29 protein-coding genes are annotated in these 26,659 nt (G+C 61.7%); 28 read left to right on the top strand and 1 reads right to left on the bottom strand.

Annotation, left to right across the window (positions count from 1 at the left end; translation table 11 throughout):
- Window positions 1–27 precede the first annotated feature (27 nt).
- The 23 genes from NMAG_RS07960 (at window position 28) to NMAG_RS07850 (ending at window position 19,254) form a co-directional block, all read left to right on the top strand.
- Entirely contained in the window at window positions 28–258 is a 231-nt protein-coding gene (locus tag NMAG_RS07960) for a hypothetical protein (protein WP_004217539.1), read from the top strand.
- Window positions 258–869: an HNH endonuclease signature motif containing protein gene (locus NMAG_RS07955; RefSeq protein WP_004217538.1), complete on the top strand. Its 612-nt coding sequence runs from the start codon at window positions 258–260 to the stop codon at window positions 867–869. Before NMAG_RS07960 ends, NMAG_RS07955 begins: the two co-directional genes overlap by 1 nt.
- Window positions 866–4,384, top strand: coding sequence for a hypothetical protein (locus tag NMAG_RS07950; RefSeq protein WP_004217537.1), 3,519 nt, complete (start codon window positions 866–868; stop codon window positions 4,382–4,384). The genes NMAG_RS07955 and NMAG_RS07950 overlap by 4 nt, the downstream gene beginning before the upstream one ends.
- 75 nt (window positions 4,385–4,459) lie before the next feature.
- Complete coding sequence (locus NMAG_RS07945) at window positions 4,460–4,705, top strand: hypothetical protein (protein WP_004217536.1); 246 nt, start codon at window positions 4,460–4,462, stop codon at window positions 4,703–4,705.
- Window positions 4,706–4,882: 177 nt separating this feature from the next.
- The gene (locus NMAG_RS07940) at window positions 4,883–5,392 is read left to right on the top strand and encodes a hypothetical protein (RefSeq protein ID WP_012996557.1); all 510 of its coding nucleotides are present in this window, start codon (window positions 4,883–4,885) and stop codon (window positions 5,390–5,392) included.
- Between the two features lie 3 nt (window positions 5,393–5,395).
- Complete coding sequence (locus tag NMAG_RS07935; protein WP_004217534.1) at window positions 5,396–5,836, top strand: hypothetical protein; 441 nt, start codon at window positions 5,396–5,398, stop codon at window positions 5,834–5,836.
- Between the two features lie 76 nt (window positions 5,837–5,912).
- Window positions 5,913–6,182, top strand: a complete 270-nt coding sequence (locus NMAG_RS07930) for a hypothetical protein (RefSeq protein WP_237076827.1) — start codon at window positions 5,913–5,915, stop codon at window positions 6,180–6,182.
- A gap of 195 nt (window positions 6,183–6,377) precedes the next feature.
- Complete coding sequence (locus NMAG_RS07920; RefSeq protein ID WP_004217531.1) at window positions 6,378–6,653, top strand: hypothetical protein; 276 nt, start codon at window positions 6,378–6,380, stop codon at window positions 6,651–6,653.
- 192 nt (window positions 6,654–6,845) lie between these two features.
- Entirely contained in the window at window positions 6,846–7,136 is a 291-nt protein-coding gene (locus NMAG_RS20875; RefSeq protein WP_335332062.1) for an HNH endonuclease signature motif containing protein, read from the top strand.
- 34 nt (window positions 7,137–7,170) lie between these two features.
- Window positions 7,171–7,746 (top strand): hypothetical protein, encoded by a 576-nt coding sequence (locus NMAG_RS07915; RefSeq protein WP_012996554.1) that lies wholly within the window; start codon window positions 7,171–7,173, stop codon window positions 7,744–7,746.
- A 1-nt stretch (window position 7,747) separates the two neighbouring features.
- Window positions 7,748–9,556 (top strand): hypothetical protein, encoded by a 1,809-nt coding sequence (locus tag NMAG_RS07910; RefSeq protein WP_004217528.1) that lies wholly within the window; start codon window positions 7,748–7,750, stop codon window positions 9,554–9,556.
- Window positions 9,556–9,900: a KTSC domain-containing protein gene (locus NMAG_RS07905; protein WP_004217527.1), complete on the top strand. Its 345-nt coding sequence runs from the start codon at window positions 9,556–9,558 to the stop codon at window positions 9,898–9,900. Before NMAG_RS07910 ends, NMAG_RS07905 begins: the two co-directional genes overlap by 1 nt.
- A 1-nt stretch (window position 9,901) precedes the next feature.
- Complete coding sequence (locus NMAG_RS07900; protein WP_004217526.1) at window positions 9,902–11,335, top strand: phage portal protein; 1,434 nt, start codon at window positions 9,902–9,904, stop codon at window positions 11,333–11,335.
- 91 nt (window positions 11,336–11,426) lie between these two features.
- Window positions 11,427–12,632, top strand: a complete 1,206-nt coding sequence (locus tag NMAG_RS07895) for an HK97 family phage prohead protease (RefSeq protein ID WP_004217525.1) — start codon at window positions 11,427–11,429, stop codon at window positions 12,630–12,632.
- A gap of 2 nt (window positions 12,633–12,634) precedes the next feature.
- Window positions 12,635–13,972, top strand: coding sequence for a hypothetical protein (locus tag NMAG_RS07890; protein ID WP_012996553.1), 1,338 nt, complete (start codon window positions 12,635–12,637; stop codon window positions 13,970–13,972).
- A 13-nt stretch (window positions 13,973–13,985) separates the two neighbouring features.
- Entirely contained in the window at window positions 13,986–14,516 is a 531-nt protein-coding gene (locus NMAG_RS07885; protein ID WP_004217519.1) for a hypothetical protein, read from the top strand.
- A gap of 2 nt (window positions 14,517–14,518) precedes the next feature.
- Window positions 14,519–14,779 carry a hypothetical protein gene (locus NMAG_RS07880; protein WP_004217517.1) on the top strand — a complete coding sequence of 87 codons (261 nt, stop codon included), beginning with the start codon at window positions 14,519–14,521 and terminating at the stop codon, window positions 14,777–14,779.
- 3 nt (window positions 14,780–14,782) lie between these two features.
- Window positions 14,783–15,523, top strand: coding sequence for a hypothetical protein (locus NMAG_RS07875; protein WP_004217516.1), 741 nt, complete (start codon window positions 14,783–14,785; stop codon window positions 15,521–15,523).
- Window positions 15,520–15,990, top strand: coding sequence for a hypothetical protein (locus tag NMAG_RS07870; protein WP_004217514.1), 471 nt, complete (start codon window positions 15,520–15,522; stop codon window positions 15,988–15,990). Before NMAG_RS07875 ends, NMAG_RS07870 begins: the two co-directional genes overlap by 4 nt.
- A complete protein-coding gene (locus NMAG_RS07865; protein WP_004217512.1) occupies window positions 15,987–16,535 on the top strand; it encodes a hypothetical protein in 549 nt (182 codons plus the stop codon). The genes NMAG_RS07870 and NMAG_RS07865 overlap by 4 nt, the downstream gene beginning before the upstream one ends.
- Window positions 16,536–16,566: 31 nt before the next feature.
- Complete coding sequence (locus tag NMAG_RS07860; protein WP_004217511.1) at window positions 16,567–17,460, top strand: hypothetical protein; 894 nt, start codon at window positions 16,567–16,569, stop codon at window positions 17,458–17,460.
- On the top strand, window positions 17,460–17,960 hold the full coding sequence (locus tag NMAG_RS07855) for a hypothetical protein (RefSeq protein ID WP_004217510.1): 501 nt from the start codon (window positions 17,460–17,462) through the stop codon (window positions 17,958–17,960). Before NMAG_RS07860 ends, NMAG_RS07855 begins: the two co-directional genes overlap by 1 nt.
- A gap of 76 nt (window positions 17,961–18,036) precedes the next feature.
- Window positions 18,037–19,254, top strand: a complete 1,218-nt coding sequence (locus tag NMAG_RS07850; RefSeq protein WP_004217508.1) for a hypothetical protein — start codon at window positions 18,037–18,039, stop codon at window positions 19,252–19,254.
- A gap of 5 nt (window positions 19,255–19,259) precedes the next feature.
- Here NMAG_RS07850 and NMAG_RS07845 read toward each other — a convergent pair whose 3' ends face one another.
- Entirely contained in the window at window positions 19,260–19,910 is a 651-nt protein-coding gene (locus NMAG_RS07845) for a rhomboid family intramembrane serine protease (RefSeq protein WP_004217507.1), read from the bottom strand.
- Window positions 19,911–19,980: 70 nt separating this feature from the next.
- Here NMAG_RS07845 and NMAG_RS07840 point away from each other — a divergent pair, with 70 nt between their 5' ends.
- The 5 genes from NMAG_RS07840 to NMAG_RS07820 are packed head-to-tail and all read left to right on the top strand — an operon-like array spanning window position 19,981 to window position 26,594.
- Window positions 19,981–20,643, top strand: a complete 663-nt coding sequence (locus NMAG_RS07840) for a hypothetical protein (RefSeq protein WP_004217506.1) — start codon at window positions 19,981–19,983, stop codon at window positions 20,641–20,643.
- Between the two features lie 9 nt (window positions 20,644–20,652).
- A complete protein-coding gene (locus NMAG_RS07835) occupies window positions 20,653–21,801 on the top strand; it encodes a hypothetical protein (RefSeq protein WP_004217505.1) in 1,149 nt (382 codons plus the stop codon).
- Between the two features lie 2 nt (window positions 21,802–21,803).
- Window positions 21,804–22,700 (top strand): LamG-like jellyroll fold domain-containing protein, encoded by an 897-nt coding sequence (locus tag NMAG_RS07830; RefSeq protein WP_004217504.1) that lies wholly within the window; start codon window positions 21,804–21,806, stop codon window positions 22,698–22,700.
- Window positions 22,693–23,826, top strand: coding sequence for a fibronectin type III domain-containing protein (locus NMAG_RS07825; protein ID WP_004217503.1), 1,134 nt, complete (start codon window positions 22,693–22,695; stop codon window positions 23,824–23,826). The genes NMAG_RS07830 and NMAG_RS07825 overlap by 8 nt, the downstream gene beginning before the upstream one ends.
- Entirely contained in the window at window positions 23,826–26,594 is a 2,769-nt protein-coding gene (locus tag NMAG_RS07820; protein WP_004217502.1) for a fibronectin type III domain-containing protein, read from the top strand. Before NMAG_RS07825 ends, NMAG_RS07820 begins: the two co-directional genes overlap by 1 nt.
- The last annotated feature ends 65 nt before the right edge of the window (window positions 26,595–26,659 follow it).

Here is a 26,659-nt window from a genome sequence, read left to right as displayed (position 1 = left end):
AGCAACGGCCAACCGGGGTGTCGCGGCATGAGCGGACGTTCTTACGAGGGGGCTCCGCTCGACGGTACCGTCCAGTACATCACCGAGCGTCCTGAGCTCGAGAAGCAAGCCGAGGATGTCGTCTACGCGACCGATCCCGAAGACATCGGCAAAGAGCGGACAGAAGGCGTTCCGGAAATTGGTGACGACCAAGATGTCGAACGGCCAGATGTCGACGGTCAAACGACACTGTGGGACTTCTCTAAGGGGGGTCTCTGATGTCGGAGTACAGTGGACGAAAATACCCGTGGAGGGACCCCGAGGTCCTCCGAGAACTCTACATCGGACGTGAACTCAGCATTCACGACATCAGTGATACGTTGGCTTGCTCCAGCGAGACCGTTGGTCGTTGGCTAGACGAACACGGGATTGAAACACGCGAACCAAACTGGGAAAAGACGCCAGATGAACTCAGAGACGAAAGCTGGCTCCGCGAGCAATACATTGAGTACAATCAATCAGCCGAATTCCTCGCTGAGAGGCTGGACTGTGCTGCTCCCACAGTTAGAACATGGCTCGACAAACACGGGATTGAACGCCGATCACGTACAGAAGCAGTCAAATTAAGCGCCCTGCACGAACCAGCGCGTTATGATGTCGATACCGAAGGCTACGCTCGTTGGAGAGTCTTCAGAGACGGCCAGAGACAGAGGGTTGCTGTTCACCGGTTGTTGGCAGTTTCCGAGTACGGATATGAGGAGGTTGGCCAGAAGGTCGTCCATCATAAAAATGGTATCCCATGGGACAATCGTCCAGCGAATATAGAGGTATTGACGGCTGAAGAGCACGGAAGGATCCACGCCAACGGGAAAGGGGGTGAGTCGGCGTGAGCGACGATGTCGTCGAGCGACTTCGCTTCACTCACGAAAACAACCCGAACGCCAGCCCCAAGCGATTGCTCTGGCTGGCTGACGCTGATCCCAGCTACCTCGAGGCGGCCGAGGCGATCGTCGACGGTGAGCTGGTGGACGATCAGGGACCTGTTCATGGACACTGCCGTACGGGGTCAACCGATCGCGGTGTATCCTGGAACCACTGGGCAGATGCTGACTTTGCCAACCCTGAACCGAACACCTGGCCCGGCGAGTTGCTTGAGCGCGAGCAGTGGATGGGCCACATCGAGAAGAAACCGTTCGCCCCCTGGGGCGACCAGGATGCACCCGCGGAGTGTTCGAAAGACGGCCACGACACCGCTGCGACATGCGACTGCGATGCCCGGTTCAAGTGGGGTTACCACGGCAACTACGTCGACGGCGAAGCCGTCGCGATGGCCGAGATCGATCCCCGACTCGACGGCCGCGCGTTCCTCCAAACCGAAGACGACCCGTTCGTCTACGTCGACGGTGACGATGTCCGCTGTCCTGAGACCGGCGATGTCCATCCAGCGTTCATCGCGATCCTCGAACACCTGGGTATAACCTACGCCGACGTCTCTCAGTCCGACAGTGGTGCACACGCGATCTATCGCGGTGAACTTCCCAACGGTGTCAAGCAAGCGGCTTGGCGAATCGACGAGGATCCATGGGGTGAGAACGACGATCTCCCATCGATCGAGATCTACCCCGGCAAGCGTGTCTGCGTGATGACCGGGGAGCACGTTCTCGGGACGCCGACCGAGATTAACGAGTGGGACGACAGCGTTCTCGATGACCTCCTGGAGGCCAACGACCAGCTCCCTCGTAAGGTCACTCGCGACCCGGCTGATGTCTCGGTCGACCGTGAGGACTACGATCTCGAGGACTACGAACCGAACACAACCTCGAGCAGCGAGACCACGGACGACATCCGCGACATCTTCCACGCAATCGATCGACTCGACGCTCAACACGTCGCGAAAAAGACGATCGTCCAGCGCTGGAACGACGACGCCAACACAAGCGAAGGCGAGCGAGCGTTCTGGCCCACGTGGGGATCGTTGTCCGACGGCGGGACGGCGAACATCGTCAACGACGAGCGCTGGCAAGACACCGGTGAACTCGGTGGCTACGGTGGCGTCGTCACCATGGCCGCGATCGACGCTGGCGAGATCCGCCCCGCGAACGCCCGTCCCGTCGACGGCGAGACGTGGTGGCGCGGTGTCGAGCGACTACGCGAACTCGGGTTCGATATCCCTGAGTACGATTCCGACGACGCGTATACGCAAGATGGCGATGGTCGCGCTGTTTCAGCGCTTCCGATCGCCCAGTTAGACGCACTCAAGCCCACGGAACGCCGACGGTTCGCCAAGAAACGCGGCCTCGAATGGCCGTCGACGGACGACGCTCGCGAAGAGCTCTTCGAGACGATTGCCGACGTGATCCGCAACGAAGACGAGCAGATCGTCGATGCCCCGACATCGCTCGGGAAGTCCTACACGATCGCGTCGACGCGCTGGGGCGCTCGCGAAGACATCACCGGTGACCGGCCGGTCGTCCACCTGCTCGAGACACGCGACGCTCGTGACGAGGCCGTCGACGTCGCCGAAGAGCACAGCGGACAGTACCACGTCCTGCTCGGTCGCCACGAAGCCTGCCCGGTCTGCGCCGGCGAGCACGACGACGAGATCACGATCAACGGCGACCCCGCCAGCGACTGGCTCGATGCCCAGTGTGAAGGCAAGGGGATGCCGTTCAGCGCTGCGCATCGTTACCTCGAAGAGCACAACGACCAGGGCGTCGAACTCCCTTGCGGCGGTGATCGGTGTACGGCGATCACGCAGTGGGAGAAGTATCGCGAGGGACCCGACGGGGAACTCGACTACTGGCCGCTCGTCATCGCGACGCACAACTTTGCGTTTGCTCCCGGGCTCCGCTCGCACAATAACGTCGTCGTCGATGAAGAGCCCAGCTACGAACAGGACGATCTCTCGACGAGCCGTATTCGTGACGCCATCGGCGCGTACCTTCGCGAGATCGACGCCCCTGTCACGACCTGGGAAGCCTTCATCCAACTCTCACTCCACGACGACTACCAGGGTGACGCCGCTCGCGAACGCGATGCCCTTGAGGATGTCCTCTGGACCGAGCCCGATCGGGACTGGTACTTCGAGTGCCCGGATGCGCACACACTCGCACCAGCGCTCGCGAGGGCGATCTTCCGTGCCGAAGATCGCGCCAACGGTCGCCGATTCGGGAAGACAGGCCACGAACCACCGCGTCTCGAGGCCGGCGTTCGCGATGACGACGACTGGAACCGCGAGTGGGTGAGCGTCGTCCTCGACGAGAACAACGATGTCCAGACTGTCCGGACTGTTCCTGACTTCGGCGCTGCGCGATCTGTCGTTGGACTTGACGCACACCCCGCAGTGCCGCTGTGGCAAGCCAACACCGTCCCGTGGATCAAAACGACCGACGTCCTCGAATCCGAAGCACGGCAACTGTGGCGACGCTACGAACGCGGACTCCGTGTCGTCCAGGTTGGCGACGCAACCCGACCGCTATCGGGTGACAAGGCGCTCGAGTGGCTGAACGAGGACAAGCTTGAGGTACTGCTCGACCAGCTCGTCGACGAGTATGGCACCCAGTTCCGCACGGCGATCACGACGGGACAAGTGGAGGATCGACTCGAGGAGTTGATGGAGGAGGCCGGCTGCCACCGTCCCGAGTTGATGCACTTCGGCGAGGAGAAGTCACGGAACGACTTCCAGCACGAGCGCGTCGGCCTCGTCAACGGCTGCATGGATCCCGGCGACGACTACGTTCTGGATCTGCTCGCCGAACTCGACCTCGAGGCAGAAGTTGAGACCGCCACCGACAGCGCCGGGGAGGAGTACCGAGCACGTGGCCGTGGCTTCGAGGGAGACGACGCCGACACTGCTCAAGAGATCCTCGCGAGCGTTCGCGAGAACCACATCGCTCAGGCTGCCGGTCGGTACGCTCGCGATCCGACCGATCCCGACGTGACCGCGACGGTATTCGTTCGAACGGATGCGATGCCCGCTGCTTTCGCCGACGTCCAGACGCCTGGTGTCGAGTGGGTCTACTCTGACCTCCAGGAGGCGATCGTCGACGAACTTCGTTCGAGTCATCGCTCGCGAACAGCGCGGGAGCTCGCCGACGCCGTCGACTGTTCGAAAGAGCACGTCCGGCAGACACTCGAGCGACTCGTCAACGTCGACGCTGTCCAGGCTGCTGAAGGGTTGGGATCGAACGGTGCGACGCTGTATTCCGAGTCTGGACTGCCTCATACTGGCGTTTGTGACATTCAGGAATCGCCAACTGACTCCTACGTAGACTCTAGTAGGTGGGCGTTGGCGATCCGCGACCCGACTACCCCGGACAACGGTGATCTAGGACCTCAAGACGGCTCGAGTGATCAGCCGGCTGATGTTTGGGACTGGAAAGCCGGTCCTGGTTCGGGTGACTGACGCCCTCAACCGGCGTCTCGACCCCGCGCTCGCCCGCTTACGACCAGCCGCGGCACTCTCCACGAAACAAAGCCCATGAGCCTCCCCGAACACACCCCCGATGTCGACGAGCTACCATGGAGTGCGAAGCACCTCCTCTGGGTTATCGAGGAGGCCGGTGGATCCATCCGTCGCGACGAACTCCAGGAGGAAACCGAGATGCCACGCCGAACATTGGATCGCGCACTCACTCGACTCGAGGACGCCGACATCGTTCGTCGCGATCGCGATGGTGACGACGACCTCCGTTTTGTTCGAGTCGAAATCACTGAAAGCTCCTGAGGAGTTCGAAACCAAGCCTCTCAGACAAACGTGCGCCAGATCGGCGCACGCGCTTATCCTTATCAACTCGGGTGACCTTCACGAAAACAATACGATTGCTACAGGGCGTCGAGTTGACGACCGCTGACGTCGTCGACGATGATCACGTCCGCCCTGCAGCATCGCTTTTCTCCAGCCATGTCAACAACGGAAACCCACCCCGCGGACGACCACGTCTCGCCGCAGCGGGCATTCGACCGCATCGTCTGGCACACCCCTCGCGTGTGTAACGGCTGCTTCGAACTTGTCAAAGAAATCGAGGAGGCGACGTTCAACGGCGGCATCAACGATCACGATGTCCAGGAGCACCACCGAACTACGGCTGCAACCCTCGAACCGGACGAGCAAATCCACACGTCCGTCGACGGTGTCACGACCCGCCCCGGCCAGCAGCGGACGTCGATCGCCCGGACGACCTGCCGCTCTTGCGCTCGAGTGGGCTGCTGGGCTGACGACGAGACGCTGTCGAAGGTCCAGGCGCTGCGACTGACGGCGCCGCTCGCGAACCGACTCGAGGAGGCCAACGTCGAGTTCGACCGTTACACGCTGCGGGAGTTCGTCCGGATCGCGAAAGGACTGGACAAGTACGCCGGTTACGACACCGAGATCTTCCGGTGTGCGGTGAAGATGGCGATGTGGAGAGCCTGACCGATGCTCGAAATCCTCCAGCACATCCCCTTCCGGTACTGGAAGTTCGCGAAGGCGGATTTCCGACGTCGGTACGCGACCGTCGAATGGCCCGAACAACACGACCACGTCACGCTCGCGATTAGCGTCGACGTCCTCGAGGACCAACTCCGACGCCACCACTTCGAGGACGCCAGCGGCTGGTCGCTCAAGTACGAAGACGAGGTCCTCAACATGCGCCGCCCAGCTGGCGTTGCCGTCGACGGGCGACCACTCGAGTACCACCTCCGGGCTCGACCGGTCGACGGATACCTCGAGATCAACGGCCACGTCGAGGCGAACCGCTGGGAAGCAAAGACCGACCACGTTCACGAAGAGGGACTGACGTGGCTCGACGAGTACGAACTCCGCGTTCTTCTCGAGGGCTGTGGAATCGATGTCGCCTCCATCGAGAGAGATGAATGAGATGTCTGTCAAACCGAACACCGACGATCCGCTGTACCGCGCGAAGATTGAACTTGTCTGCCTGGGGAGAGCACTGATGCCTGATGAAGAGTCGTTCGAGCGGACCGTCGCAACGCTGTTCCTGTTCGGCGTCTGGGCTGCGGTCGTTCTCGGTCCGATGTTCGTCATCCGGGCAGAGCCTGCCCCAGACTGGCTCGTCATCGGGACGACATCGATCGTCTGGCTCGTCATCGGTCGGATGTGGGGGCTCGAAGTCGACCGCGTCGTCAACGCTGTCACGAACATCCGCGTCTCGACGGATGGTGGTCAGACCCGCCCCCGAGACGACGAGCATGATGACTCTTGACGGGTTCCAGGACGTCAGCACAGACGTCTCGCACTTCATTCAGTTCGACAAGGACCACCGATCGCAACTGCCACCCATGGCCCGAAATATACAATTCAACAACGGCCGACCTGCGGAGGATCGAACCGTCGAATGCTCCCACTGCGGCTCGAAGCTACTCGAGTCAGAGCGTGAAGAGCACAACTGTACGAACGCATGACATCGAATCCATTTATTCGGCTCTATGAGGCACCGGTCGAGTCACTCACGTTGGCGGCCTATCTCCTCCTGTTTGCGGTCGTCCTACTGCTGACGTGGTGGGCACTGATCCGCAATGCTCTCGAGATAACCAAGGCGGTCCAAGAAGAGACCTGGGTTAAGAACGCACCACTGTATCCACCGTTTGGATTCATGCTTCGGTTGGTCGCTATTCCGGGGATCATCGCGATCGACCTGTTCCTGGTCGCCGCGTTCCTCCACTTCCTGATCTGAGATGGGATACAAAGCAGACTGTGACGGCTGTGACTCTGTGTGCTATCCAGCGCCGGCCCTTCTCTGTCAATTCTCTCCCGAATTTTTCCGGACTGCCAAACTTGGCGGCGTTCTCGCTGACATGGGTTACGAGGAAGGTGATACCGTCACGCTCTGTGGCGAGTGCGCAACGAGGACTCTCAAGCCGAAATAATGCCCATGGACGAACGGCAACCTGCCCGCGATCTCTACTGGGACGACCGCGACGGCAGCTCGTACCGCTGTCCCGGATGTGGTCGCCCTCGAGACGCCGTCGACGGGATCGAAGTACACCACCGCGACCACCGAAGGCACAACAGCGATCCGAACAACCTCATCGGGCTCTGTCGCGATTGCCACCAGGACGGACAGCACGACAACCGCCGTACCTCGAGCCGGCTTGATCCGCCCCGGCCTCGAGGAACCGAACCGCCGACACCAACAGCCAGTGAGCCTGGATTCTGACGACACTGGCTTGAGACGCGGAACAACCAATCCAATGACTGATGAAGACGACTTGATCGGACACCCTCTCGAGAAGGTCCCGACACGAGAGCCTGACGACACGTGCAACGGCCGTCGGAAGCAAAAGCAAGACGGGCAGATCGTTCGCGATGGCGAAGATCGGGTGCTGTTCGGTGGGTACTGCCAGCTCACTTCTGGCTGGGGTACCGAGATCGATCACGGTCGCTGTCGGAAGCACGGGGGCGGTTCAACGGGTCCGAAAACAGAGGAAGGGAAAGAGACCTCCTCTCAGAACGCACTCAAACACGGTGCCTTCTGTGAGCACTTCACCTCGAGTCTAACCGAAGGCGAGAGCGAGGCCTTCGAAGACGCCTATGACCACCTCGGCGATCCCGGGGATGCACAGGATGTCGCTCGAGCTGCGGCATCGATGTGTCTGCTCCAGTTCCGACGGTCGGGAGATGAACGCTTCCTCCGTCGCTTCGAAGGGCTGTGCGATAAGTTCGGCATAGCGCCGGCAGACGAGCTCGAGGTCTCCGGATCGGTCACTCTCGAGGATGCGTTCATGCGCAACCTGAAACAGGCCAACGGGCACGAGGTGGACGACTAACATGGCAGTCACAGCTGATGCAGCGGCACCCAGCCCACCGAGCCACTACGTCGAGCGCGCCGAGGCCGGCGACGAGACATGGCTCGAGGACGCGATCGAGGACTATCTTGGTATCACCGTCACCGGGGCACAGGCACAGATCTGCCGTGGGATCGCTGCGAACGAGCGCCTTCTGGTCGTCACCGCGAACGGCCTCGGGAAGTCCTACATCCTGGCGGCGATCACGATCGTCTGGCTGACGGTCCGCTACCCGGCCTGCTCGTTCGCGACATCGGGGACCGAGCGGAAGATGAAGCGGACGTACTGCAAGCCGGTCGAGAACCTCCACGGTGACGCTCGAGTGCCACTGCCTGGCGAGTACAAGAGCCGACCGGAGCGCATCGAGATCGACGGAGAGCCCGAGCATTTTTTCGAGGCAGCTTCCCCACAGGACGCCGGCGAACTCGAGGGTGTCCACGCCGCCTACACACTGGCGATCATCGAGGAGGCCGACAAGAAAGACGTCGACGCCGAGGTCCTCGACGCGATGAAGTCGCTCGTCACTGACGAGCAGGACCGGATCATCGCGATCGCCAACCCACCGAAGGACGAAACGAACTCGATCTACCCGATCCTCGACGAGCAAGACGATCCGACATCGAAGTGGGAGGTACTCGAGTTCTCGAGTTTCGACTCGCACAACGTGCAGGTCGAGCTCGGGAACGTTGACGACGAGAAGGTCGACGGCCTCGCGTCGCTCCACAAGATCCAGGACGACTGGGAGGACTACAACAAGGAGCCCTGGCCCGGTGCCGAAACGGCTCGAACGCTGTCTGCACCGAAACTCGATGCCGACGGTAACCCGGTCTTCTCCCACAGCGACGCTCTCGAGGACAACCCCGAGTTCCGGACAGACCTTGATCAGCGGTGGTACCGCCGGCGTGCTGGGATCATCCCGCCCGGCGGCGCGAGCAAGAACCGGCCGTTCACGATCGACGATGTCAACGCCGCCTGGGGCCGTGACTGGCAACCAGTTGGACGGCCGCAGGCGACCGGGATCGACGTTGCCAGAGACGGTGGTGACCGGACGCCAGTCATCAGCGTCGACGGTGACGTCCTTGAGGTTCGGTACGAAGAGCCGTGTCACGACTACACCGCACACGCCGATGACGTCACCGATGTCCTCGAGGACGATCCGGACAACCCGATGCCGATCGACGCGGTCGGCGAAGGGTCCGGATTCGCGGACATTATGCACCAGCGATTCCCGGAGACGATCCGGTTCAAGTCACTCGGTGTCGCCGAGGACTCGGCGAATTACAAGGACTGCTGGGCCGAGGGCGTCGCACTGCTTGGGAAGTGGCTCCAGAATGGCGGGTCGATCAACGACCGGACGCTTCGCGAAGAGTTGCTCGTTGCTGCTCGCACACTCGAGTACGAAGAGACGCACATCGGCTCCCGCGGGACCAATGGCGAGGACGTCCTCAAGCTGACGCCGAAAGAGAAGGTCAAGGAACGCCTCGGTCGGTCTCCGGACTACCTCGACGCGTCGATGCAGGCGATATGGGGCCGTGACTCTGGGGTCACGGCCGGCATCCCGACCGCGACGGTGTCGATCGACGGTCAAGGGGGTCCCTCGAGTAACAGCGGCGACGATCCAACGTGCCCGCGTTGTGGAGGTAGGCTTGAGCCCGGGCGGCGACAGGGAACAGCGACCTGTTCGGACTGTGGCGTCAGCCTCGAACGCGACGTTGAAGAGAAGAGCTTCGAGGACAGCCAGATCGGACAGGCGGTACAGGAATTGCAGAACCGATTCGGAGGTCAGTTTTGATGCCAGATAACGACGCGATCCCGATCGTCGGCGACGTCGAACTATCCGCCAAAGAGGGACTGATCGACATGATGCCGTTCGTCTCGAGTAACCTGCACTCTGGTCTGTACGACCGCGCGCATCAGGACCTGTACATCCGGTTCCACGGGGATCGGATCTACATCTACAGGTTCGTTCCGGAGGACGTCTGGGAGGAACTGAAGGCAGCCGACTCGCACGGATCCTACCACTATTCTGAAATCAGAATGTCATACGCTTACGAAGAATTGAGTGCCAGCGAATGGCCTGCTCACGGGCGGGCAGCGCCACAGAACAACGAGACCGTCCGGAGGTTCTTAGACTAACATGGCTCTCAAACACTACCTCGAGCAACACGAGACGTATCGCCAGCGCCCGGAGAAGTCAACAGCCTCGATCGGCGGATCGTCGGTCGACCTCGAGGACTCCCAGACCCTCCAGCAAGTTGAAGATTCCATCCTCGGCGCGAACGTCCACGGAGTGCCTCGGGGCAAAGAGGCGTACCAGGCTCGGAAGTTGGGCGAGACGTGGGCGATGGAGATCATCAAGAACGCCATCAACGACCAACTCTCTGGTGCCGACCTGGGCAGAGAGACGCCAGAGGACATTGATCCATCACCGGCTGCGACGTCGCTGTGGGAACTGCTCCGTGATGTTCTCGATGGCCCACACCTCCAGAAAGACTCGTGGAACGACCTCGTCTCGGCGGTCGTCTCCGACATGGCCGATATCGGCAACGGATACCTGGAGCCGATCGGGAGTACCGACGGTTCGATCCCGGTAGCGGCACTGAAGCCCGTCGACGCGCTCACGATTCGGCACAACGTTACGGCGACGGGTGAGTTCGACGAGACGCCGTTCTACCAGGCGCCGTTCCGAACACATGCCGGGAGCATTGTCAGTGGTGTCGGCGACAGTGAGCTCACGCCACTCGATCACGACGACCTCGTCGTCATGCGCTACCCGGGATCGAAGCGGTCGAACCGGATCTATCCTCGAGCGCCCGGGATGCAGGTCCAGGCCGCTCTCGAGCACCTGACTCACTCGACGATTCACGCCCAGCGGTTCTACAACGACAACGAACTCCCGAGCGGCTTCGTCCAGATGATCAACGCCGGTGAACAGGACTTCACCGAGATCGAGGAGACGATCAAGAACGCTGCCGGCGACCCGCGGAAAGTCGGCGTGATCGGCGGCGACGGCCCGGCGAACTGGATCGAGATGGGCGGCACAGCGCTGAACCTCGATATCATCGGGGAGCAGCAGTGGTTCCTGCAGCTGTGCCTCGCCGCGTTCGGGCTGACGAAAGGCGAGATTGCGATGACTGAGGACGTCAACTACAACACCGCGGATGCGGAGCTCTCGATCGTCCACAAGCGCGTCACGCAGGGCTTCCTCGAAACACTCGAGGACGCGATCACGACGCAAGTGTTCCGCCAGTTCGAGAGCTACCAGGAACTGCCCGACGAGCAGCGGTTCTCGCTAAAACTCACCCACTCGGACCCTCGTCAAGAGCGGGCTCGAGAGGAACATCTTCGAGAACGGTACGAGGCGGGGACACTCCCGTTGAACGCGTATCTCCAGAAACTCGGCGAAGAGACTGGTGACACGACTGTCGAGATCGCCGGCGTCGAGATCGACTACGGCGAGCATCCGAAGTACATTATCGAACAATTGATCCGCGACGCTCGAGGCAGCGCCAGCGATGACTCGAGTGAGGACGGCGGTGATGGTGACGACGGTGTAGACCCAATCCAGTAGCATTACTCGAGTGCCCGATGACCCCGCGACCCGTGGCGTGGGACAGTAAGGGACGATAGGTGGCACGGGACTTGTTTTGAGAGATTCACAGATGCAACAGACACTTCAGAAGGACCAGTACGTCGAGAAGCGCTTCCGCTTCGACCCCGGCAAGGGGGCGGTCAAGGAAGTTGAAGACGAGGAGGGCGAGGACCGGAAACAGGTCCGGATGCCGGTCTCGTCGACGGCCGAGGACCGCGACGGTGACGAGTTCTCTCGTGAGGGTCTCGAGGACATGAAGGACCAGATCGACAGCGGTCGGGTTCCGATGTTCCTCGATCATGGTCGCGGTGCCGAGGGGCCGTACTACGGCACGCTCGGGATCGTCGGCCGCTGGGACTCCGCGGAGATTGAGACCGAAGGCGGCATCGACGTTCTCTACGCGACTGGCACGCCGGCGACGACTGAGCCGGCTGAAAAGATGGTCCAGTTGCTCGAGGACGACATGCCGGTCGGTTCCTCGGTCGGCTTCCGCATCCTCGAGTACGAGCGCGATGAGGACGAGAGCAAATACCGCTTCCACGGAGTCGACCTCCTCGAGATCTCCCAGGTGGGGATCCCGAGCAACCCCGTGACGGTCAACAACGGCGGCGAGGTCGGGATCGAAGCCCGCGGAGCGCTGGGCTCTCCGGCGATGGCTGGCGGCTATCAGCCCGCCCACAACCAGATCGCTGCCGGTGGCGCACAGCCTGCAATCCGAGGCCGTTCACCTGCCCCACCAGCGGGGCAAGGCAGCTTCGGTCAGCAGTACGGGGCGGCAGGTCAACCCGCAGGGATTGACGACCTCAAGCAGCACTTCCAGCGCCGATTCGACGTCCTCGAGGAGCGCCTCCAGGACGATGTCGAGTCGGACGCTGAAACTCATTCTAACATGACGAACAACTCAGACGGTGGCGACGATCCCGCCAATGACGCAGACGACGAGCTTCGCGAAGCAGTGTCCGAGCAGACGGACGCTGTCCGTGACCTCGTCGAAGGCATCGACTCGCTCCTCGAGGAGCGCGACACCGAACCCGACGAAACAGACGAGTCGGGCGAGCCGGACGACGGCAAGGACGCCGGCACGGACGACGACACCGTCCAACTCTTCCTCGGCGAGGACGCCGACGAGGATGTCCGCAAGGAGTTCGAGGCGCTTCGCGAGAAGGCCAACGACGACGGCGAACTCGAGCTCGCCGACTCCGATACGAAGCTGTTCGGTTCCGAGGACGCCTCGAGCGAGACGACTGACGACGATTCCACCGGGGTGACGATCTAACCATGAGTGCAACTATCGGACACGTTCAGGAGACGCTGGCAGGCCACCGTGGCACCGGCGACGAGGCAGAAGCAAACCTCTACAGCATCCTCCGTGACTGGGGATTCGAAGAGAGCAGCATCGAGCGCGGTCGGACCGGCATCGATGTCAGCGGTCGCATCCGACAGCGCGAGAACGAGGGCGGCTACGCAGAGCACCTCGAGCAGAACTTCGGCACGAGGCACCCGTTCCTCGCAGCCGCCGCTGCTGGCAAGTCCTACAAGCCGGGCCAGATGGCCAGCAGCAAGACGATCAAGGGTGTTGAGGCGATGGCGCAGAAGAACGTCGTCGATGCCGGCACCGTCCAGGATGCCGTGCCGATCATCGTCGACCCGATGATCATCGACGTCCAGCGCCAGCGTGCGCCGGTGCTGGATCGGATCGACACGCAGTCCCAGCAGGGCTTCACGGCGCAGTACAACATCCTCTCGGACCGCTCACCACCGATCGGCTACGCCGGCCAGTCTGACGTCATCGACCTCTCGGACAACGACTACGGCGACTTCACGATCGAGACGGACAGCGAGGACATGCGGATCTTCGTCGACCAGATCAACGTCTCGGACTTCGCGTCTCGAGCGACCGACTCGCTCGACTACATGGATCTGGAGAACACGACGCTCGGCCAGCGCACCATCGAGTGGGCGCTCACGAAGGCTGCAGCGTACTTCTACGCCGACCCAGACGCTGGAGAAACCGACTTCGGCTACTCCTCGCTGGGGACCGACAACGCCTTCCCCGGCATGACGCATCTCGCCCAGAGTGCGGGCAACGACATCGACCGCACCGGCGTCGACGTCGACGCTGATGGCTTCCCCGTCCTCGAGGACCTCAAGGCCGCGCTCACGTGGGCAGTCGAAGGGACTGGTCTCACGTACGCTGACGCAGAGATCTTCGTCTCGCCGTCGCTGTTCGACCTACTCGAGAACGAGGCGAACCCGGTCACCCGCCTCGACTCGTTCAGCGAGGGTGCGGACTTCGGTGCTCGCCAGCTCTGGATCAAGGGCGTTCGCGTCACCGAGTGTCCGAACATCATGCCGAACTTCGAACTCCCGTGGGACGCTTCCCCCGAGAGCCCCGGTAACGCCTTCATCATCGACCGTCGCTCCCTGCAGTTCCGCGCACTCGCGCCGCTGTTCACGCTCCCACTGGGTCGTGACGGCCTCGCGGACAAGGCGGCGATGGCCGAGTACGGCACGCTGATCGACAAATCTCACGGTGAGCACACGTTCTGGCTCGAGTACGATCTCGGCGAGGTCGAGTTCGACCCAGACGGTGACGGCAGTGGAGAGACCGCATAGATAGGTGAGTAAGATGCGCATCCAACATCCACGGGCGACGGATGCCTTTGCTCGCGACCCTCCTTCGCAGGTCGCTGTCCCAATCAGCTCGAGTCGCCACACCAACGTCGGCGTCGACGATGAGGGCTACCTCTCGATCAAACCCGACAAGGTTGACGACGTGATGGACCATCTCGCCTCGTCCTACGACGTCGAGTACGATCGCGACACTGGCGATGTCGTCAGCTACGCTGGTGACGACCTCGAGGAGACTGCAGACGATGATGAAACCAACGCCGACCAGGACGGTTCCGATGTCGACACTGAAACCGGTGCTGACGGTGACTCCGAAACGGACGATCTCGAGGCATGGGCGGATTGGAACCGCGACGACTGGCTGGCGCTAGGTTGGAACGATCGCAAGGCCGATGTCGAGGATGGGCTTGTCGACGACCACCTCACGGAGATCCACGATCTCGAATCGAACCACAGCAAGCGCGTTCGCAACGCTGCGAAAGCACGCCTCAAGGACCTCGGCCGGGCCGACGAACTGGAGGACGAGTGACTATGTCGGATGACGAAAGTACCGTTGGCGAACGGCTGAAGCGGTTTGAGGTATCCGCAGTTGCAATGCCGGGGTTCCTTTCGACCGGTACACGCCGCTTCGAGAGCGACCTGCCGATCGGGGCAGAGATCCGCCGCGCGGGCTACGACCCAGAACGGGACGTCTTCTACATTACGGTCGAACACGACTCGTTCCGACCCGTCCGTGAAGGCGAGCGAATCCCACGGGGCGAGGTAATCGTCGAGGAACTCGAGAGATACTGACCCATGCCCGACGAGAACGGTTACTGTACCGTTGAGGACGTCAACCGCGTCATCCACGAGTCTGACTTTACTGGTGGCCTCGAGGCTGCAGACAACCAAGCGGTCGTCGACGCGATCAGCGGCCTGACCGAGTGGCTGCACGAAGAACACGACCGCCACTGGTACGACCCCGACGGGATCGACGAGGACGATCACGACCTCATCCCGACGGAACCGAAGAGCCACCAGGAAGACGAACACGACATCCCCTCGAGCCCGCACGCCGGCCCGCAGCAGATGCAGGTCGCTGCCGCTCGGCAGGCCCGCTATCCGGTCCGGCATGCGGGGCCGTACACTCGAGTGCAAGTCTCGAGGCGAGACATCGTCGAGGTAACCGAACTCCTCGTCCGCGATCTGTCCGGTGATGTCACTGACTGGGTCGAGAAACACGAGGAAGGTCGCGGCCAGGACTACTACCTGAACAGCGACGACTCGAGCGGCATCACCCACCTCTACTTGCACACGGGAACGCTCCCGAACCTGCGAGACTACGGCAACGCCGTGATCGTCTCCTACGACTGGGGTATCGAAGGCGTCTCGAGTACAGTGCGGCGCGCGGTTGCTCAACTGGCCGCTGCTGAACTCCTTGCATCGTCGGATGAAGCAGGGCTCGGGATCCCAGAGAACGCGAATCTGCAGGCTACCGAGAGCAAGGTTCAGGCGATGGAACGTCAGGCGAAGGAGAAACTGGGCATCCACGAATGACTTTCGAGCTCGAGAACAGCTTCGAAGCCGACCTTCGCGAGGCGCTCCTGGACGACGTCGAGCAGCGGGCCCGCGAGGAGATCGCGCCGGAAGTCCAGGAGTATGCCCACGACGTCCTCGAGCAGTACGGCCAGCGCCACGAGTACAACGTCTCGACGTTGATCGAGGCAGGACAGACCCGAGTCGAAAGGCGTGAGGGTCGCGTTGTCGTCCGCTGGGGGTGGCCAGAGCCGTCGATCTACTTCGAGAGGGGGACAGCCGACCACGTCGTCCAAACGCGGAACGCGGATGTCCTCTCGTTCGTCTGGGAGGAACGTCACGACCCACCGCAGTGGGTTCGTGAGGAGTTCGATCGCGAGGGTGACGGCTGGCGAGTGTTCCTCCCAGAGACCAACGTCGACGGACTGCCTGAGAGCAGGTTCATCCGTGACTCGCTGAACTACGTCCGGAGGTGGCTCGAATCATGACCGAGGTCAACTGGGTTCTCGACCAGCTCGGCAGCGTCGTCGACGACATCGCGAACTCCTACACGAACCGGAACGACAACCCGGTCGCTGTTAAGCGAGTGAACCGTGACGACAGCAGCGTGTACGACGGCTCTGGAGACCTCGACCTCAACGAGCCGATGCACAAGCGGACGGACAGCCTCGAGAAGGGCGTCTACGTCGGCGCAACGCTGGCAGATCGGGCCACAAGTCCGCGGGGAACCGAGTACGATCACGGGATCGAGACCGTCGTTGCGGTCACGGTTGAGGGTATGACCTCTCAAGGTGGCCACTATGGCCATGTCGATCCGGACGGTGAGAACGGGATCCCATTCGATGACCTCGTTCGGCAGATCCGCCGGACGCTGCTTGGAATGCGGTCGTATCCCGAGACGGACATCCCATACACCACGTATCACGACCTGTTGGTCACGAACGACGATCCGCAGTCGGCGGAGTATCGTGACTTCTATCGCTACCAGTTCGACTGCACACTCAGAGGTTGCGAGAAACTACCAGAGTTATGAAACTGAACATCCAGACTGACGGAGGTACAGTATGACCGGCGCCGGCGCGGCAACCGTGGCCTACACGGTCGAGTCGGAGTATGGCGACGGTCCGGCGGCCGACCCAACGTGGATCCAGCCAGGGACGAACATCACAGTCGGCAACCTGACGGTCGAGCAGGCGCTCCAGCGATCGCGCCACCCCGACGACCCCACGCCATGCGGATCACGCGCGGGTGACTTCGAGGGCGCAGCGAGCGTCTCGTTCACGATGACCGACGACAACTTCCACGACCTAATCTTCGCCGACGATGGCACCGCGCTCCCGAACGAACCGATGCGAGCGCCGTCGAGCGCGTGGCACTTCGGTGCCGACCTGCTCGACGAGGATGCATCTCGAACTCCGACCGGGACGATCGTTCTGGACGCATCGGTCAGCTACCAGCGCGCCGAGGACATCACGGTCGATCTGACGTTGGCGTATGGCTTCGAGCCGGACGATGTCTCGACGCCAGAGTCGATCGAGAAGCCGAGTTGCGACGACGAGTACACGTGGCACGGCACTGAACTCGATGTCGACGGCGCCGCGCAGACACTCATGCAGACGGCGACGCTATCGCTGTCGAACCTCGCACGGTTCCGTCGCGGTCAGTCCCGGCACCCCTTCGACGCGGTCGCCTCGGCAATCGAGCCGGCGTTCGCGAGCGACGCAACCGTGACCGAGACCGACCAACTCGAGATGGCCGTCGGCGACGGTGTCGACCTGGAGTCGGTCGACAAGGTCGACGGGACACTCACGTTCGAGAACGGGCAGGGTGAGACGATCGGCTACGAACTCGTAGGGATGCAACCGACCAGCTACGACTGGAGCAACCTTGTCAACCCCGACGAGGACCTGAGCGAACCGATCGACTACCACGTCGCAGACGTTGAGGTGGTCGCCTGATGCTCACGACCGAGGCGTACACGCTCGATGAGGCAATCGACGAACTGACCGATCAGATCGACGCCCTCGAAGCCGCTCTCACTGAACTCGACAGCGGTACGGACGAGTACACATACACGCAGGGCCGACGCAATCGGTTGCGTTACTACAAGGATGGACTCGAGTGGCAGCGCGATGAAGAAGGCTGGTCACCCGACGCCGAGATCGAACTCGGTGCGATGACTGCCGCCGAGGAAGCGCTCATGCACCGCGAGATGCCGTCAAACGTCGAGAAGAAGGAACGGCGCAACTGGTTCGTCGCAGCGAGCACGGCGGCGGCACCGTACCACAGCGGTGGCCTTTCGGAGACGTTCACCGACGTCGGACAGTGTCACCCTGCGTTTGTTGACTGGGCTGAGGCGAAGGCCAACGCGCTCGGCGTGCCTGGCGTCTCGGGAAACAGGAGCGAGGGCGAGAGCGGTTCGACGAACTCATCGTCGTCGCCCTCGCCCATGGAATGAGCTACCCGGATATTCTGCAGACGCCGGTCGACTACCTCGTGTTACTTGCTAACCGCGCCGAAGACCGAGGCTATCCATGACTGACGGGAACGAGTTCGGCACAACTGCTCGTGTCGATATAGACATCCCGGACAGCGAACTCCGAAATGCTCGTCAGCAAATCGAGTCCGAGATCGGATCGACTGAGATCGGCATGACTGACGGCGGGACGATGTCTGCCCAAACCGGGGGTGGCGGTCGCGCACAGCGGCGTGCCCGACGTGAGCACCGATGGAGTCGCGATAACCACGCCAACCTGGAAGACATCCTCGAGATTCTCGAAGGGTGGGACGGTGACATCGACGGCGACTCTGGCGGCGGTGGTCTCTTCGGCGACCTCCTCGGTGGTGCTGGTGGCCTCGCTGGCGGCGCTGCGAGTGGCATCGGTGCCGGGATCGGCTCGGCGGTCGGCTCTGCAGTTGGGAACGCGATCGCCGGCGACGACATCACGGTCGACGCGGACGATCTCGCCGTTGACGTCGCTGCAGACGAGATCGGCGCGGTCGAGGTCGCAGTCTCGGGTGAGGAGATCGACGACATCGGCGTCGACGTGGACACGGAGGAACTCGAGCAGTTCGAGATCGCCGTCGACACAGAGCGGATCGACGACTTCGAACTCGGCGTCCAAACCGAACACGTCGAGGACCTCGTGTTCGATGTCGACCACCCCGAGGAACCGTACCCACTCGAGGAGGTCGAGCCGTTACCCGTCGAAGACGTCCCTCCACTCGAGATCGAGGATCCGCCGACAATCTCAATCACGACCGAGACGAGGCAACGAGAACCTGGTCCAGAGACACGCGTTCCGGACACAATGTCGGATCCGGACGCCGTCGACTTGGACGGGGGCGACGACGACTTAGATCCGCTGCCGGTTTTTGAGCACATTGGCGCACCCGAAATTGATGAGTGGTCTGCAGAACAGGCCAGGAAGGCAGAGGAGTTCTCCGACTCCGTTGCTGAGAGAGTATCACCATTCCGATCATCGGGCTCGGGCAGCCGAACAGCTGCGGGAGAGGCAAGCACTGACGCGGCAGGGGCACCCGCGTCAGGATCGGCCGGTAGTGGCGTTGCAATCGAGCAGATCAGCGTCACGCAGACGTTCGACACCGAGATCATCGTCGACGACATCCGAGACGTTGCCGACGCCGTCAGCGACCTCGAACGTGAACTGGACGGTGCGTACGACGAACTCGAGGACGAACTGAGTGACTTGGAAGGGCGAGTCGACGATCTCGAGAGGGCGTTCCGATGACTGAGTCAGCGAGTCCGCAGGAGATGGAGTCGGCCGGCAATCAGGCCGAGCAACACGCCGACGAAGTGGGATCCGAACGCCGTTCCGGGCGGCGACATCCAGATCGTTACACCGCCAGCAGCGAGCAACACGAGGACGGCAACCGGGCCGAACGAGCCGCTCTTCTCGGAGTCGCCGGCGGTGGAGACCGACCCGATGATGTAGCCACCCAGGGCGAACGCACTCCCGCTCGCACCGATCACGGCGAGCGATGTCCCGAAGGCGTCGGCGATGTAGACCTGACTGATCGACGAGAGAACGCCGGTCGTGAGAAAGAACAAGTGGAAGCGGATCGCGGACGAGTACAGCGAGATCAGGCCGCCGGCAACGGCGACCATCGTCGCGTTGGAAATGAGGTGTGCGGTGTCCAGGTGCCCGTACGTCGCGGTGATGAGCGACCACCAGGGATCGAAGACAGGCATCGCGACCGCGAAGTCGTCGGGGATGCCCTGACCACCGGTCGCACTCCACCCCAGGATAGAGACTGCCATCATAATCGCAAGCGTTTGCACGACCGGGTTGCGGCCAAGCGCCTCGCCCCACGTCTCCTCCGACTTCTCGCCGCCAGTCTCGGTCTCAGCAAGGGGTGCCGGCTCTGGCGTCGTCTGGTGGCCCATACTCGTTCTATCGGTCCACGAACGCCTAAATCGTTTGGCAAGTCTGACAATCAGCCCGAGGTGACTGTTCATGCTTTCTGACCGAATTGTCCTCGAAATCGATCCAATTAGCGGCACCGACGAGATGGGTGTGTTCGTTCTGCAGACCGATCTTGAGACGACCGACGAACTCGACCGCTCGTACGTGCTCTCCGAGCGTGGTCAGTACGTCACCGAGGCGTTCGACATCGCACCAGACGCCCTGACCGATCCCATCTCGAGTGGTGATTTCGGCCGACGCGAAGGGTACCACATCGATGGTGGGGCAGGTACTGACCAGATTACAATCAGCGCGACCCGTGGTGCCGAGGAGTCGACGCAATGGGGCGACGGCTCCGCGGAGAGTGACGAGTCAACGCAGTACGACGCTGTGCCCGGCGACCTCGACGCACAGGTCGATGTCCTCCGCCACTGGCTCAACGAGACACGCAGCGACAGTGGTGGCCAGACCCAACTCCACATCCGCGGCCACACTGACGGCACGTACTCGGACTCCGCAGGCCCGTTCAGTGAGCCGATCACGGTCGCGGTCCAGAGTCACGTAATTTCGAAAGAGGATCACGCGGAGATCAGCATCACGCTGACGCTAGTCCGAACGGCGACGGTCCCGAACGTCGACGACGCACTCGACGACGTCCAGGACGCCGTCGACGAAGTGGTCGCCGAACTCGGCGAGTACACCCCCGACTGGTGAGCTTTTGTTATGAAGTACTTGTACAAAATCCCCATCGAAGAAGCCAGTCAGACTGGTGAATCGGGCAGCCTCGAATCACAACTCGCCCAGGCCGGCGTCCTCGAAGGCGACGAAGCCGTCGTCGATCAGCTCTCGAGTGCTGCGCCAGACCTCTCGCTCGACGGCCAGTTCCGCGCTGGTAGTTGGCATTCCCAACTCCACGCCGAGGAACTGCGCGAACTCACGAACTCTTCGATCGAGGCCCTGCCACTGTTCCAAGAGGATGGACGCTACCCCGACGCGGGGTACTACGAGATCGAGTCAGCGTCGGTGCCGCCCGCCCACGCAAACGCCCACGACATCTACGTCTGGGATCTCGAACTCACGCGCAAGGGAACACAGCAGAACAGCTACCGTGCCGTCGAGCCGAACACACGTCAGGCCGACCACGAGTTCGGCAACGAGACGGACGCGCTGGTCGGCGTCCCCGCAGCGGCGCGCAAAGTCCAGTGGTTCGACGGCGAGACACAGCACCGAGCACCTGCAGAACCGATCGAGACGCGCGAGTCGGAGTTCGGCGACGTCGACACCTACGATCTCGCCGACGGTAAAGACGCGGTCGGCGTGGAGGATCCGACGCTCGTCTACGAAATCGACTACGCCGACGAGGCACCGGTCGACTGCGCTGCGTACGACACTCGCGGTGAGTCAGAGAAGTACCTCAAGAACGACGACGGACGGGTTCGACTCTGGCAGTCACTCTTCTCGACGCAGCACGACTTCGACGACGAGATTGTGATGGACAACGGCCTTGTCCGGCTGCGCCTCGACGAGACCGAGGGAACAATTGAAGCCGAGGAGTGGGACTCGAGTGACGAGTCCTGGAGCGACGTCGGCCTCGACCAGCCCGCCGATGTCGAGCTCTGGGATGTCGACCTCCAGGAGGTGGCGATGATCCGCGACAAAGCGCAGCTGACGTTCGATGTCGACGGTGATCTGTTCGCACTGGACGCGATCCTCTCGCGTGGAGCAGACGGTGTGTTGTTCGATATCCCGAGTGGCGAGACGGGGCCGATCCCGGAGGACGTGGAGGAGATGCTCGGGGCGATCGCGGCGGAGGCGCTCGTCGATCCGCAGGCGGCCAAGGGGCTGATCAGTCGATCACAGGTGAGAAAGTAATCATGACAGAGACCATTTCTGGAACGGTCGAACTCGCTGGTAACGCACAGGATGGGGTAACCGTCTATCTCATCAACGAATCGACGCGCACAATCGAGGATCGGACAGAAACTGACGGAAGTGGTAGTTATACGCTCGAAACCGAACGGGATGGGAACTATATTATTGTCCCATCATACCACGAATCGTCCGGCGACGAATGGCATGTCGCGACTCCGGTAGCGAACGCACTCGCCCGGCCCCGGCATAAGGGGTTCGTCGGTCGGTGGCCGATGTCAGAGGGATCAGGTGAGACGGTCGCTGACAGCGTGAATGATTATGATGCGTCATATGCATATGACGAGTGGAGGTCTGGCGGTATCGGCGGCCATCACATCCGCTTAACCGGTGGCTTCGATCGGGTGAATCTCCCCGAAACTCTCACTGACCCTATTATCGATTTGATGCGAGACCAGTCGTTTTCGCTGGGCGCGTGGTTCAATATTGATGACATAGACTTCGGGAGCGCATCTCCAATATTTGGCTTCCGGGAAGATGACGAGCAGAGTATATATTTCCGGGTAGACAACGATGGCGATTTATCCTTCCGGGCAGCCGACAATGTTGGAGGGTTAGCTTCGACGGACGGTTTGGAACTCGAAGAGGGCGAGTGGTATCACATAGCTGTGGTGTTAGACAGTAACACGATCAGGATGTATGTGGACGCCAAAGAAGTCCTTGCCGAGGATTACGAACACGACCTACCAGACGAAACTGATGGCGGGAGTCTATCGTGGGGCAACGATGCAGATTCATCTACAGATGGTTACATAGATGATGCATGGATTTCTGACATCCCGTTCACACACAAGGACATCATAGAAAACTACAATGAGAATAAGGACGTCCACCATGGCTGATTTCGACCTCGGGCCAACCGAGAGTCCACCTCAGACATCGGTGGACTTTATCCTCGACGAACCTGACCCACCGTCAGGGTTGGTTGCCAAACCCAGAGTCCACATTGAAATCTCTTGGGACACCGAAGAGAACGCCGAGGAGTACAACATCTACCGTGCACTCAGTTCGAGCACGTCACTCGACGACTACGAGCATATCGATACGACGAGTTCAACCAGTTACACCGATACTGGGACGTCCACCGGAACGACCTACCACTACCGAGTGACAGCAGTCACCAGTGGTGTCGAGTCTGACCCGTCAAGCAACGAGTCGGCACAGACGATCGAGATCGAGAGCCTGTCGGTCAGTAGCGTCTCCGATGACACTATCCAACTCTCCATTAGCGCGTCTGACCCCCCAGACGAGTTTAACATCTACCGAGCACGGTCGTCCGGATCCTCGGTAAGTGACTACGACATCGTTGGTACAACGTCATCAACACAGTTCAGCGACGGCGGTCGAACCAACGGCCGTGAATACTTCTACCGGGTGAGTGCGGTCGATCATACGGGAGAATCCGATCTCTCTACGGAAGTCGACGCGACGACCGATCTCCCGGCCCCAACGATCGGCACGATCACGGCAGGAGGCCGCGAAGCGACCGTCGGCTGGACCATCAATGACGACAACGACGAGGGCGACATCGAGGTCATCGACCCCGACCGCAGCAGTGTCGTCGACGGCCTCGACCCATCAACCGAGGAGTACACCCAGACCGACCTTCTCGACGGCGAGCCCTACAGCTACTACGTTCGCCGGGACACCGGCGATGCCGTCGAAGAGTCTGGCGTCTCCGACACGGTGATCACCGACCTCCCCGCACTCGAAGACTTCTCTGTCGCTACCGTCGACGGTCGGTTCGTCACACTCGAGGCGACCGATCCGAGCAACAACTCGAGTGGGTATCGCCTACTGCTGCGAAAGGACGGCGAGGACGGGTTCGACCAGGACGGCAGCGACTACGATCCCGTCGACGAAGGTGAGACGGTCACCTTCGAGACCACGGAATTGCTCGACGGACAGCAGTATGACGCAACCGCCGAGACGTACACGGACCACGCAACAGCGAGGGCTGACGAGTAATGGCACCAGTCACGTTCACGACCGACCTCCCCGACGCAGAGGGGTTAGCACTGGATGCATCGGAAGTCGAGACGCTGGGCACACTCTGGGATGCGGCTCTGAACAACGGTGAGTACCGCCTCGAGGTACGCGACGACGATCCCGACGGCGACCACCCCGACTACGAGCATGAGGTGACCATCGCTCACGATGCCGATCTTGATCACACCATCGAGGACATCTTAGCTGGTGAGCAGTACTCAATCCGAATCCGCACCCAGACCGACTACGTTACGGGCGAGTGGCTCGCTGCTGAGGAGATCACCAAACTGGTGCCGACCGACCCGCCTGTTGAGACAGACACCGAGCCGACATCTGTCTCAATCGGATGGGACGATATCGCAGAGTTCCGCGGCTCCTACCAGATCCGTCGCCGGCACGTGACTTACGACCGCGACTGGGAACTTGTTGGCACTGTCTCGGACACTACAACCTCGTTCATAGATGAGACCGTCTACCCGGACAAGGAGTACGAGTACATCATCCGGACGCAGACGCAGTGGATGTTCGCCGATAGTGATGCCAGCGAGACCATCCGAACCGCCGATCTCGAACTCGCTCGGCGCGCTGTTCCACCCCGCGGCTGGCACACCGAACTTGAGCACCCCTCTGGCACTACGATCACGCCACAGATCCTCGACGGCGCACAGATCCAACCGCGAGTGAACGCCCTCCCAGAGACGACGATCCCCGTCCCGAAGGACGACGTCCACTTCGCAGACTCCTACGAGGGGATCCCGATGGCGGTCTGGAAGGACGGTGACCGCCGCCCCGTCGACGAGGTCGAGGACGTCGTCGCTAAGCCCGATCGCGACGAACTGGTCGGCGTCGGTGGCACACAACTCGAGAGACGCGTCCAGGAGGACATCATCGCCGAGCCAGCACACGAGCTGGCCGAACGACTGATCGACGAGTATACCGACTACGAGACAGAGATCACACCGCCGGACAGCGAGCGCACTGAGGCACTCGCCCAGGATCCGTCGACTGCCGAGGACTGGCACGACCTGACTGAGTTCACGGACCTCTCTGAAATCCCGATCGCGATCAACGACGACGAAAGCCGGCCCGAGTTGACTAACTCGAATATCCTGGTCGACATGTCCAACGACCAGCTGTGGGATAGCAGTGGCTCATCCTCGACGTCGGGAGACGAGTACGCTGGCGGTTCCGCGGAGGAGCTCGATCCCGGCGACATGATCGAGCGCGTTGCACCGATCGAAATCGAGCACACCATTCCCGAGGAGTACGTCCGCCCCGCGATCCGCGGCCAGAGTGAGTCGGGGAACACACAGATCACGCTGACGCTCATCGACCACGAGACCGACGAAGAGGTCGCCTCGCAAGTGATTTGGGCAGGCACCGGATCCACACCCCTGTTCTGGAGCGCACCCGAGGACGACGGCAATCTGGCTGACCTCGGCTACACTGACGAGTGGAGCAGTGGCGACATCCCGCCCGGAACGTATCGCATCCGACTTGAGGCGGCGGACTTCAACGACAACTCGTTCACTGCCGATCTGGTATCGCTGCATGACGACCGCTACGACTACCTCTTTGACGACGACACGACGGTCCCCAGTGACGACGATCCGTACCTGGACGGGCCGGCGTACAAGCCGGACTCTGAGAGTGTCGTGGTCGACCAGTACGCGGCCGTCCTCTCGGTCGCCGGTGGTACGCTCGACGTCGAGATGGACGACACGTCTGGTGACCAGGCGATCGCAATTAGCAACGACGCCGTCGACTGGGTCGAGGCATCGAACGCCACGACCGTCAACGGTGAGTTCGATGACCTGACCGGAGAGTTGTTCGTCCGGATCACGCTCTCGCGCTACGGTGACGCCGGCGAGGGAGAGACACCACGCTACGGTCAGGAGGGCCAGGCCGTCGACAGTTACGAACTGACGGCGATCCTCGACGACACGCCGATCGTTCTGAACCGCGACCTCGACGGCGACCTCGACGAGGAGATCGCGGCCGTGGCCGAAGATGCCGACGCACTCTATGAGATCCGGCAGGATGACGACCAGACCGTGGTCCACTGGGCGAGTCCCGGACAACGCGAGAGCGACCGCGAGTTGCCGATCGAGGACTACGAGGTCACTAAGGAGTCCCGACGGATCCTCCACGCGACCGTCAAGGGCGGCCGCAACAACGTCGAAGACGAGGAGATTGACGCCGTCGCTGGCGAGGCGGTCTCCCTTGAGGAGGAGAACATCATCACCGGCACCGAGCGCGTTCGGAGCGCCGAGGACGGCACGCGCTACCGACCGAACCTGGACTACCAGCTGCGGACCGGTGCCGGTGGGTTGGACATCCGCGAGTCCGGCGGCATCGCCGACGGCGAGGAACTCGTGGTCGACTACGAGTACAACGTCTCGGGCAGCTACGAACACGACGACTATGACGGCGACCCGCGGACCGAGATTGTCGAGGAGATCCCGCAGGCGACGACTGAACGGGCGTGCGCGCAGGCGGCGCGCGTCCTCGTCGACGAGTTGCACGAGCCGCGCTACGAGGCACAACTCACGATCCCGGCCGGCGAGGCGATCGACGGGCTCCTCGGTGCGCTCGATCTTGAGGGTCTTCCGGGTGGCCCGCTCTCGGTCTACGAGGTCGACGAGACGCCGGCCGGACTCGAGTTGCGTCTGGGCTCTCGGAGCCGCGTCTCCGACGTCGTCCAACAGATCCAGTCGCAGCTGGCTGCGACCAGCCAGCGGGTCTGATCCCCTTTTCAGGTATATTAGGACACTATAGCTGTGGCTGTTTGGTGTAGCGGTCGAAAGAAAAT

The sequence above is a fragment of the Natrialba magadii ATCC 43099 genome, assembly GCF_000025625.1.
Lineage (GTDB): Archaea > Halobacteriota > Halobacteria > Halobacteriales > Natrialbaceae > Natrialba > Natrialba magadii.
The sequence above is the reverse complement of the archived record's forward strand: the minus strand, read 5'-3'. Positions and strand labels throughout refer to the sequence as shown.

Excerpts from the sequence above, each read along its gene's own strand:
- NMAG_RS07960 (WP_004217539.1), top strand. The coding sequence starts at position 28 with ATGAGCGGACGTTCTTACGAGGGGGCTCCGCTCGACGGTACCGTCCAG.
- NMAG_RS07955 (WP_004217538.1), top strand. The coding sequence starts at position 258 with ATGTCGGAGTACAGTGGACGAAAATACCCGTGGAGGGACCCCGAGGTC.
- NMAG_RS07945 (WP_004217536.1), top strand. The coding sequence starts at position 4,460 with ATGAGCCTCCCCGAACACACCCCCGATGTCGACGAGCTACCATGGAGT.
- NMAG_RS07940 (WP_012996557.1), top strand. The coding sequence starts at position 4,883 with ATGTCAACAACGGAAACCCACCCCGCGGACGACCACGTCTCGCCGCAG.
- NMAG_RS07935 (WP_004217534.1), top strand. The coding sequence starts at position 5,396 with ATGCTCGAAATCCTCCAGCACATCCCCTTCCGGTACTGGAAGTTCGCG.
- NMAG_RS07930 (WP_237076827.1), top strand. The coding sequence starts at position 5,913 with ATGCCTGATGAAGAGTCGTTCGAGCGGACCGTCGCAACGCTGTTCCTG.
- NMAG_RS07920 (WP_004217531.1), top strand. The coding sequence starts at position 6,378 with ATGACATCGAATCCATTTATTCGGCTCTATGAGGCACCGGTCGAGTCA.
- NMAG_RS20875 (WP_335332062.1), top strand. The coding sequence starts at position 6,846 with ATGCCCATGGACGAACGGCAACCTGCCCGCGATCTCTACTGGGACGAC.
- NMAG_RS07915 (WP_012996554.1), top strand. The coding sequence starts at position 7,171 with ATGACTGATGAAGACGACTTGATCGGACACCCTCTCGAGAAGGTCCCG.
- NMAG_RS07910 (WP_004217528.1), top strand. The coding sequence starts at position 7,748 with ATGGCAGTCACAGCTGATGCAGCGGCACCCAGCCCACCGAGCCACTAC.
- NMAG_RS07905 (WP_004217527.1), top strand. The coding sequence starts at position 9,556 with ATGCCAGATAACGACGCGATCCCGATCGTCGGCGACGTCGAACTATCC.
- NMAG_RS07900 (WP_004217526.1), top strand. The coding sequence starts at position 9,902 with ATGGCTCTCAAACACTACCTCGAGCAACACGAGACGTATCGCCAGCGC.
- NMAG_RS07895 (WP_004217525.1), top strand. The coding sequence starts at position 11,427 with ATGCAACAGACACTTCAGAAGGACCAGTACGTCGAGAAGCGCTTCCGC.
- NMAG_RS07890 (WP_012996553.1), top strand. The coding sequence starts at position 12,635 with ATGAGTGCAACTATCGGACACGTTCAGGAGACGCTGGCAGGCCACCGT.
- NMAG_RS07885 (WP_004217519.1), top strand. The coding sequence starts at position 13,986 with ATGCGCATCCAACATCCACGGGCGACGGATGCCTTTGCTCGCGACCCT.
- NMAG_RS07880 (WP_004217517.1), top strand. The coding sequence starts at position 14,519 with ATGTCGGATGACGAAAGTACCGTTGGCGAACGGCTGAAGCGGTTTGAG.
- NMAG_RS07875 (WP_004217516.1), top strand. The coding sequence starts at position 14,783 with ATGCCCGACGAGAACGGTTACTGTACCGTTGAGGACGTCAACCGCGTC.
- NMAG_RS07870 (WP_004217514.1), top strand. The coding sequence starts at position 15,520 with ATGACTTTCGAGCTCGAGAACAGCTTCGAAGCCGACCTTCGCGAGGCG.
- NMAG_RS07865 (WP_004217512.1), top strand. The coding sequence starts at position 15,987 with ATGACCGAGGTCAACTGGGTTCTCGACCAGCTCGGCAGCGTCGTCGAC.
- NMAG_RS07860 (WP_004217511.1), top strand. The coding sequence starts at position 16,567 with ATGACCGGCGCCGGCGCGGCAACCGTGGCCTACACGGTCGAGTCGGAG.
- NMAG_RS07855 (WP_004217510.1), top strand. The coding sequence starts at position 17,460 with ATGCTCACGACCGAGGCGTACACGCTCGATGAGGCAATCGACGAACTG.
- NMAG_RS07850 (WP_004217508.1), top strand. The coding sequence starts at position 18,037 with ATGACTGACGGGAACGAGTTCGGCACAACTGCTCGTGTCGATATAGAC.
- NMAG_RS07845 (WP_004217507.1), bottom strand. The coding sequence starts at position 19,910 with ATGGGCCACCAGACGACGCCAGAGCCGGCACCCCTTGCTGAGACCGAG.
- NMAG_RS07840 (WP_004217506.1), top strand. The coding sequence starts at position 19,981 with ATGCTTTCTGACCGAATTGTCCTCGAAATCGATCCAATTAGCGGCACC.
- NMAG_RS07835 (WP_004217505.1), top strand. The coding sequence starts at position 20,653 with ATGAAGTACTTGTACAAAATCCCCATCGAAGAAGCCAGTCAGACTGGT.
- NMAG_RS07830 (WP_004217504.1), top strand. The coding sequence starts at position 21,804 with ATGACAGAGACCATTTCTGGAACGGTCGAACTCGCTGGTAACGCACAG.
- NMAG_RS07825 (WP_004217503.1), top strand. The coding sequence starts at position 22,693 with ATGGCTGATTTCGACCTCGGGCCAACCGAGAGTCCACCTCAGACATCG.
- NMAG_RS07820 (WP_004217502.1), top strand. The coding sequence starts at position 23,826 with ATGGCACCAGTCACGTTCACGACCGACCTCCCCGACGCAGAGGGGTTA.